Annotated in this window: 9 protein-coding genes; 8 read left to right on the forward strand and 1 reads right to left on the reverse strand. The window is 64.8% G+C overall.

Features of this window, described 5'->3' with window-relative positions:
- The first annotated feature begins 24 nt into the window (after nt 1-24).
- The 7 genes from NFU04_RS09835 to NFU04_RS09865 all read left to right on the forward strand — a co-directional run bounded on the left by NFU04_RS09835 (nt 25) and on the right by NFU04_RS09865 (nt 6,132).
- Entirely contained in the window at nt 25-597 is a 573-nt protein-coding gene (locus tag NFU04_RS09835) for a TIGR02444 family protein (RefSeq protein ID WP_251309260.1), read from the forward strand.
- Nucleotides 598-687: 90 nt separating this feature from the next.
- Nucleotides 688-1,710: a TRAP transporter substrate-binding protein gene (locus NFU04_RS09840; RefSeq protein WP_251309261.1), complete on the forward strand. Its 1,023-nt coding sequence runs from the start codon at nt 688-690 to the stop codon at nt 1,708-1,710.
- A gap of 176 nt (nt 1,711-1,886) precedes the next feature.
- Nucleotides 1,887-2,465 carry a TRAP transporter small permease gene (locus NFU04_RS09845; protein ID WP_251309262.1) on the forward strand — a complete coding sequence of 193 codons (579 nt, stop codon included), beginning with the start codon at nt 1,887-1,889 and terminating at the stop codon, nt 2,463-2,465.
- A 30-nt stretch (nt 2,466-2,495) separates the two neighbouring features.
- Nucleotides 2,496-3,779: a TRAP transporter large permease gene (locus NFU04_RS09850; protein WP_251309263.1), complete on the forward strand. Its 1,284-nt coding sequence runs from the start codon at nt 2,496-2,498 to the stop codon at nt 3,777-3,779.
- Between the two features lie 24 nt (nt 3,780-3,803).
- Nucleotides 3,804-4,244 (forward strand): universal stress protein, encoded by a 441-nt coding sequence (locus NFU04_RS09855; RefSeq protein ID WP_251309264.1) that lies wholly within the window; start codon nt 3,804-3,806, stop codon nt 4,242-4,244.
- A gap of 144 nt (nt 4,245-4,388) precedes the next feature.
- On the forward strand, nt 4,389-5,090 hold the full coding sequence (locus NFU04_RS09860; protein ID WP_251309265.1) for an FKBP-type peptidyl-prolyl cis-trans isomerase: 702 nt from the start codon (nt 4,389-4,391) through the stop codon (nt 5,088-5,090).
- The gene (locus NFU04_RS09865; RefSeq protein WP_251309266.1) at nt 5,080-6,132 is read left to right on the forward strand and encodes an extracellular catalytic domain type 2 short-chain-length polyhydroxyalkanoate depolymerase; all 1,053 of its coding nucleotides are present in this window, start codon (nt 5,080-5,082) and stop codon (nt 6,130-6,132) included. The genes NFU04_RS09860 and NFU04_RS09865 overlap by 11 nt, the downstream gene beginning before the upstream one ends.
- A 25-nt stretch (nt 6,133-6,157) precedes the next feature.
- On the opposite strand, the gene NFU04_RS09870 is transcribed toward NFU04_RS09865, so the two are convergent.
- Complete coding sequence (locus NFU04_RS09870; protein WP_251309267.1) at nt 6,158-6,751, reverse strand: SCO family protein; 594 nt, start codon at nt 6,749-6,751, stop codon at nt 6,158-6,160.
- 106 nt (nt 6,752-6,857) lie between these two features.
- Here NFU04_RS09870 and NFU04_RS09875 point away from each other — a divergent pair, with 106 nt between their 5' ends.
- Nucleotides 6,858-7,769 carry an AEC family transporter gene (locus NFU04_RS09875; protein WP_251309268.1) on the forward strand — a complete coding sequence of 304 codons (912 nt, stop codon included), beginning with the start codon at nt 6,858-6,860 and terminating at the stop codon, nt 7,767-7,769.
- Nucleotides 7,770-8,198 lie beyond the last annotated feature (429 nt).

The raw sequence follows: 8,198 nt of genomic DNA on the forward strand, positions 1-8,198 counted from the left end.
GCGGCAGCGGAGAAACGGCCTTCGATGAGCATGCATTCTACCCAATTGCGCCGGCATTTGCGGGCCTGGCTGGCTCGCCATGGCACCCCCGCGGGGGCCGCCCCCTGGGCGATCGCGCTCTGGGACCAGGCCCTCGACCTCTATGCCCGTCCCGGCGTGGCGTCCGTCTGCCTGACGCTGCAGGATCAGACCATGGTCGACGTCTGTGAACTGCTCTGGGCCTGCTGGCTACAGCGCCACGGGCTGACCCCGGACGAGGACGCCCCCCGCCACCTGGTACCGATACGCGCCTGGCAGGCCGAGATCACCCGGCCGCTGCGAACGCAGCGCCGCGGTCTCAAACAGTTAGCCCTTACCGACCCGCAGGTCGCCGAGCTGCGCGATACCCTCAAGCGAGCGGAGCTGCTGGCCGAGCGAGAGTGCCTGCGCCGGCTGGCCGATCTGGCCACCGAGGGACATGCCATTCGCCCCCTGACAGAGGATGACCTGCCCCTGGACGAACGCCTGGTTCGGGCCGGCCTGTTGCAGAAAAAAATGCAAGTCTCGGCGCTGCAAACCCTCGAAACCCAACTTGACCCTCTATCCGCCGACGGCTAGCCTCAAGGGAGTGGAGCGTCTTGATTTGTCTACATTTCATCTGCTCATCATGGCCGATTGACCGGCCCGAAACTGCCAAGGGGAACAAGAATGAAGGCTAGCAAACTGCTTACTTCCGCCAGTGTTGGCGCCCTCCTGCTGGGTATGTCCGCCACGGCCTACTCGGCTAACTGGCGCTATGCTCACGAGGAGTTCGAGGGCGATGTCCAGGACGTCTTCGCCGTCGCCTTCAAGGAGTATATCGAAGAGAACTCCGACCATACCCTGCAGATCTATCGTTTCGGTGAGCTGGGCGAATCCGATGACATCATGGAGCAGACCCAGAACGGCATCCTTCAGTTCGTCAACCAATCTCCCGGCTTTACCGGCGCCCTGATTCCCGAGGCGCAGATCTTCTTCGTGCCCTACCTGCTGCCCACCGACGAAGAGACGGTTCTCGAATTCTTCGACGAGAGCGTGGCCATCAACGAGATGTTCCCGGAGCTCTACGCCGAACAGGGCCTGGAACTTCTGCAGATGTACCCGGAAGGCGAGATGGTGGTCACCGCCGACGAGCCGATCACCTCTCCCGAGGGCTTCCAGAACAAGAAGATTCGGGTGATGACCAACCCGCTGCTCTCCGAGACCTACAACGCCTTCGGGGCGACCCCCACCCCGCTGCCCTGGGGCGAGGTCTACGGCGGCCTGCAGACCGGCATCATCGATGGTCAGGAGAACCCCATCTTCTGGATCGAGTCCGGCGGCCTCTACGAGGTTTCTCCCAACCTGATCTTTACCGGCCACGGCTGGTTCACCACCGCCATGATGGCCAACCAGGACTTCTACGAGGGGCTCTCGGAGGAGGATCAGCAGCTGGTACGCAATGCCGCCGATCATGCCTATGACGTGACCATCGAGCATATCCAGGGGCTCTCCGAAGAGTCGCTGGCGCTGATTCGTGAAGCCTCCGACGAGGTCACCGTGACGCGCCTGACCGAGGAGCAGATCCAGGCCTTCCGCGAGCGGGCACCGCAGGTGGAGGAAGCCTTCCTGGAGATGACCGGTGAGCGTGGCGAGGAGCTGCTCAACCAGTTCAAGGCCGACCTGGAGGCCGTGACCTCCGACGACGAGTAAGCCGTCGAGCGTCATGCGCACAAGACAGGGGTGGCCCGGGAGGGTCACCCCTGTTTATTGGGTGGCATAACGTGCAAGTAGCGTTGACCTTGCGGCGATCCCAGCCACCTCATCAGGCCTATGGTGACGACTAGAGTGGGTGCCTGCCCAGGGACGCACGCTGAAAGGAATGTCTTATGACCGAAGAAGAATCCGAAAAGAATTATCGCTCCGGCCTGCCGGGCTTCCTGGGAACCATCGACACCTTTATCAGCAAGGTGGAGGCGGTCATCCTGGCCCTGGGGGTACTGCTGATGGCCATCAATACCATCGCCAATGTGATTGCCCGCTTCGTGCTGGGTGACAGTATCTTCTTTACCGGCGAGATCAATCGCATCCTGATCATCATGATCACCTTCGCCGGTATCGGCTATGCGGCTCGCCACGGCCGTCATATTCGCATGTCGGCCATCTACGATGCCCTGCCGGTGGGGGGGCGCAAGGCACTGATGATAACCATCGCCACCTTTACCTCCCTGGTGATGTTCTTCCTCTGCTACTACTCCATCATCTATATCCTCGACCTGCAGTCCAAGGGGCGAGTCCTGCCGGCCCTGGGCTTCCCGATCTGGACCATCTATCTCTGGGTCCCCCTGGGCTTTTTGATCACGGGCATCCAGTACCTGCTGACCGCCATCAAGAACCTGGTCTCCCGGGACGTCTATCTTTCGACGGGCGTGGTGGATGGATACAAGGATACGGAAACGGAAGTCTGATACCGGGCGAGTCTCTCTGGGGAATATACGATGACGACAATAATGGTAGTCACCATGATCGCCCTGCTGTTGCTGGGCTTTCCGATGATGATTCCGCTGATCACGGCGGCGGTCATCGGTTTCTTTATGATGTTCAACGGCCTCGGCCAGATGGATACGCTGATCCAGCAGGTCATGGCGGGCATCCGCCCCGCTTCGCTGATCGCAGTCCCCATGTTTATCCTGGCCGCCGACATCATGACGCGGGGCCAATCCGCCGAACGACTGATCAATATGGTGATGTCGTTTATCGGTCACGTGAAGGGCGGCCTGGCGGTCTCCACCGCGGCCTCCTGCACCCTCTTCGGGGCCGTCTCCGGCTCCACCCAGGCCACGGTGGTGGCGGTGGGCTCGCCGCTGCGCCCGCGCATGCTCAAGGCGGGCTACTCCGACTCCTTCACCCTGGCCCTGATCATCAACGCCAGCGATATCGCCTTCCTGATCCCGCCGAGCATCGGCATGATCATCTATGGCGTCATCTCCGGCACCTCCATCGGTGAGCTCTTTATCGCCGGCATCGGCCCGGGGCTGCTGATCCTGTTGATGTTCTCCGCCTACTGCATCGCCTACGCCTATATCAACAAGGTTCCCACCGAGCCCAAAAGCAGCTGGAAGGAGCGCGCCCAGGCGGTGCAAGGGGCGCTATGGCCCCTGGGCTTCCCGGTGATCATCGTCGGCGGTATCTATGGCGGTATCTTCAGCCCCACGGAGGCCGCCGCGGCCTGCGTGCTCTATGCGGTCTTGCTGGAGTTCGTGATCTTCCGCTCCCTGAAGATGGCGGACATCTATGCCATCGCCAAATCCACCGGCCTGATCACCGCCGTGGTCTTTATCCTGGTCGGGGTCGGCAACGGCTTCTCCTGGATCATCTCCTTCGCCCAGATTCCCCAGGCCATCCTCGAGGCGGTGGGCATCAACGAGGCGGGCCCCACCGGGGTGTTGATCGCCATCTGCGTGGCTTTCTTCGTGGCCTGCATGTTCGTCGATCCCATCGTGGTGATCCTGGTGCTGACGCCGATCTTCGCCCCGGCCATCGAGGCCACCGGCCTCGACCCGGTTCTGGTGGGGATCCTGATCACCCTTCAGGTGGCCATCGGCTCGGCGACGCCGCCCTTCGGCTGCGATATCTTCACCGCCATCGCCATCTTCAAGCGCCCCTACCTGGACGTGATCAAGGGCACGCCCCCCTTCGTCTTCATGCTGGTGGCGGCGGCGGCGCTGCTGATCATCTTCCCGCAGATCGCCCTGTTCCTCCGGGACCTGGCCTTCAGCTGATCCTGGCCCATGGAGTAGATGACGATGTTTGACAAGATCCTGCTGCCGGTGGACGGCTCCAAGGGGGCCCTCAAGGCCCTGGAGAAGGCCGTCGAGCTGGCCAAGCTCACCGATGCGGAGCTCTATATCCTCTGCGTCTTCAAGCATCACAGCCTGCTGGAGGCGTCGCTGTCCATGGTGCGCCCCAGCAAGCTGGATATCCCCGACGACGCCCTCAAGGAGTACGCCACCGAGATCGCCGTCCAGGCCAAGCATGATGCCCTGGAGCGGGGGGCCACCAAGGTACGCGCCTTCGTCAAGGGAGGCCGTCCCTCCAATACCATCGTGCGTTTCGCCCGCAAGCGCGATATCGACCTGATCGTGATCGGCTCCCAGGGCACCAATGGCGACAAGACCTCGTACTTGCTGGGCAGCGTCTCCCAGCGGGTGGCCAGCATGGCCAAGTGCCCCACCCTGGTGGTCTGACGCCTCTCCAACACCACCCTACCAGCGGGCCGGGCACACCCCGGCCCGCTGCCTTTTTGTGCTCGGGGCGAGCGGATGCGGAACCCCGCCACTCCTGATAGAGTCCGAGGGGTGTTTTATGACCCCACCGATCGAGGATTCTGCATGAAGACACTGGTTCGCGCCGCCACCCTGGGCACGCTGCTGTGCGCCGCGCCCTTCGCCCTGGCCGACCTGGAAAGCGAAGAGGCCCGGCTCGGTTACAGCCTGGGCGTGACCCTGGGACAGAGCCTGGTACAGGACGTGGACGACCTGGATATCGAGGCCTTCACCCAGGCCATTCGCGATGTCTACGCCGACGCGGAGCTGGCCCTGAGCGAGGAGCAGATGGCCGAGACGCTGAGGCAGTTCCAGCAGCAGGCGCTGGCCGAGCGCCAGGCCGAGGCCGAGCGCCAGGCCGAGTCGGCCCGCGAAGCCGGCGAGGCCTTCCTGGCCGAGAACGCCGACGCCGAGGGCGTGGTGGTGACCGACTCCGGCCTGCAGTACAAGGTCATCGAGTCCGGCGAGGGCCCCTCCCCGGGTCCCGACTCCCAGGTCGAGGTGCACTATGAGGGCACCCTGCTGGATGGCAGCGTCTTCGACAGCTCCTACGAGCGCGGCGAGCCGATCAGCTTCCGCGTCGACCAGGTAATCGAGGGCTGGCAGGAGGCCCTGCAGCTGATGAGCGAGGGCGACACCTGGATGCTCTACCTGCCCTACGACCTGGCCTATGGCGAGGCCGGCACCGGCGGCCCCATCGGCCCCTACGAGACCCTGACCTTCAAGGTGGAACTGCTGGGCGTCGATGATGAGGCCGATGCCGAGTAAGGGCATCCTCGGTGTGGCGGCGCTGCTCCTCGGCGGTGTCGCCCTCGCCGAGGAGGCGGCGCCCCCGCTGCTACCGGCACTGGGCCTGGACGGCGAACGCCTGGCCGTGCTGGGCGTCTCCTCCGGGGGCTATATGGCCACCCAGCTGGCGGTGGCCTACCCGGCGCGCTATCGACGCCTGGGGGTGTTCGCCGCCGGCCCCTGGGGCTGCGCCCAGGGTAGCCTCGGCCAGGCCCTGGGTCGGTGCATGCTCACCCACCGGGGACTCCCCGAGCCGAGCGAGCTGGCGGCCCGCCACGCCGCCTACCTGGCCGAGGGCCGCGTCGGCAGCACCGAGCAGCTGGCCCGTCAGCGGGTCTTCCTCTGGCATGGCGGGCAAGATGACACCGTGCTCCCCGCGGTAGGAGAGCGGCTCGTCGAGCAGTATCGCGACTGGCTGGCGGATGCCGACGCCCAGCTGCGCCGGGTCGTCACGGCAGAGGCCGGCCATGGCTGGCCGGTGGCCGGTGAAGGCGGCGCCCAAGAGGCGCCCCTGGTGGATTGTGCGGCGGGGGGCAGCCCCTATCTGCTGGACTGCGGCTACGATGCCGCCGGCGATGCCCTGGCCTGGCTCTATGGCGAGGTCGAGTCGGCGCCGGCCGCCCCCTCGGGAGAACTCGTGCGTTTCTCTCAGGAGGTCGACAGCGGGGCACGCCAACTGGGCGAGAGCGGCTATCTCTACCTGCCGACGGCATGCGCCGACGGCGAGGCCTGCGGCCTGGTGGTGGCCCTGCACGGCTGTGGCATGACCACCGAACAGGTCGGCGATGCCTTCGCCCGCCACTCCGGCCTCAATGCCTGGGCCGATGCATACCGCCTGGCCGTGCTTTACCCCCAGGTCTCGCCCAGCCTGGGCAACCCCCAGGGCTGCTGGGACTGGTGGGGCTACGACGAAAACAGCTGGCGCCCCCACCCCGATCATGACAGCCGCGACGGCCGCCAGTTGCGGGCCCTGGATGCCATGGTGGAACGCCTGCTAAGCCCGCCCGAGACGAGCGAATAACCTCGCCCGGTGACCTTTATCCGGCCTATCCCTCGCCCAGTTCCTGGCGCAGTGCCTCGATCAGGGCGTGGGGGGTCGATGAATAGAGCACCCTCCGACGAATCTCCCCATGTCGGTCGACCAGATAGAGCGAGGCATCGTGATCCATGGTATAGCCCATGGCGGATGCTTCCATCTCGACCCGACGCCAGAAGATCCCGTAGCGCTCGGCGACCTCCGCCAGCTGCGCCTCGCTGCCCCGGACGCCGATAAATTCATCGCCGAAATAGTTCATATACTCCTCGAGCCGCGCCAGGGTGTCCCGCTCCGGGTCGACGCTGATCATCACCGGCACCACCCGCTCGGCCAACGTCGGGGCCAGTTGGCCCAGGGCCTGACGCACCACCGCCAGGGTCATGGGACAGACATCCGGGCAATAGGTGTAACCGAAGTAGATGGCCGCCAGCTGCTCCTCGCCCAGCGACGACAGGGCGAAGTCGCCATGGGTGGAAGGCAGGGCGATCTCGCCACCCTGGGGGATGCCATCGTCTTCGTGTCCCTGCTGCCAGAACCAGCCGCCCAGGGCCAGCAACGTCAGCCCCAGGATACCCGCGACCAACCAGCGAACCTTCACCGTCATCCTCTTCCCCTCGTCGTCTCGTGTCGCGACCATCGCGGGCCGCCTCTCTATCAGGGTAAGCTTATCAGCACTCGCCAACGACCGTGACCTGGAGCCTTCTCGCACCATGCAGATTCTCGACGCTTTGGGCCCGCTCTTTCTGCTGATCCTGCTGGGGGCCCTGCTGGGACGCCTGGGGCTGCCTGGCGGTGATTTCTGGCCTCGCCTGGAGCGGCTGATCTATTACCTGCTGTTTCCGGCCATGCTGGTGGGCACCCTGGCCGAGGCAGAGATCGCCCGGGTCCCGGTGGCCCGGCTGGCCCTGGTGTTGCTGGGCGGCATGCTGGTGTTCGCCATCCTGCTGTGGTGGTGGCGCCCTCGCCTTACCTCGGAGGCGGCCACCTTCACGTCGCTGTTCCAGGGCAGCCTGCGTTTCAACACCTACGTGGGGGTGGCCGGCGCCGCGGCGCTGCATGGCGATCTCGGCGCCACCACGGCGGCGGTGGCCGTGGCATTGATGGTGCCGACCGTCAACCTGCTCTGCGTGCTCTGCTTTATCGGCGTCGGCACCCTGGGCCCCGGCAGCCTGGGTCGCAGCCTGCGCGCCCTGATCACCAACCCGCTGATCCTCGCCTGCCTGGGCGGTATCGCCCTGAACCTCTCGGGCCTGGGCCTGCCCGGCTGGAGCGCTCCCACCCTGGAGCTGCTGGGCCGCACCGCCCTGCCCCTGGGCCTGGTGGCGGTGGGCGTGGCCCTGCGCCCCCAGGCGTTGCTGCGCCGTGATCGCGCCGTCTGGACGACCCATGGCATCAAGTTGCTGCTGATGCCGGCCCTGGTGCTGGGCCTGACCTGGGCACTGGGGCTGGATAGCGTGAGTCGCGACGTGGCCCTGCTCTTCGCCGCCCTGCCCACCGCCACCTCGGCCTATATCCTGGCGCGCCAGTTGGGGGGCGACGCCGAACTGATGGCGGCGCTGATCACCGGGCAGACGCTGCTGGCGATGCTGAGCCTGCCGCTATGGCTGAGCCTGGTGGCTTGACAGGCCACAAATGAAAAATAGTCGCATTAACTGTTGACCCGATAAATGCGAATGATTATCTTATCTGCATGGCGTCGGCCAGACGCCATATCCATCGCAGAGAATGTCAGGTTCCCTGCCATGGTTTCTCCTCATCAAGCTAGTCACGGTCCTTGTCGGCGGCTCCTCGGAGTCGCCGCTTTTTTATGGCTGTGGGATAGGTCGACCACAAACGAAAAAGATTCTCGTTTTCTGTTGACGCGACAAATGCGAATGATTACCTTGTTTGCATGGCGTCGGCCAGACGCCATATCCATCGCAGAGAATGTCAGGTTCCCTGCCATGGTTTCTCCTCATCAAGCTAGTCACGGTCCTTGTCGGCGACTCCCTCGGAGTCGCCGCTTTTTTATGGCGGGCAAAGGGGCGGGGTGGTGGAGAGCCGGGGGGCGG

It is taken from the genome of Halomonas sp. NCCP-2165, assembly GCF_023708045.1.
GTDB classification, from domain to species: Bacteria; Pseudomonadota; Gammaproteobacteria; order Pseudomonadales; family Halomonadaceae; genus Bisbaumannia; species Bisbaumannia pacifica.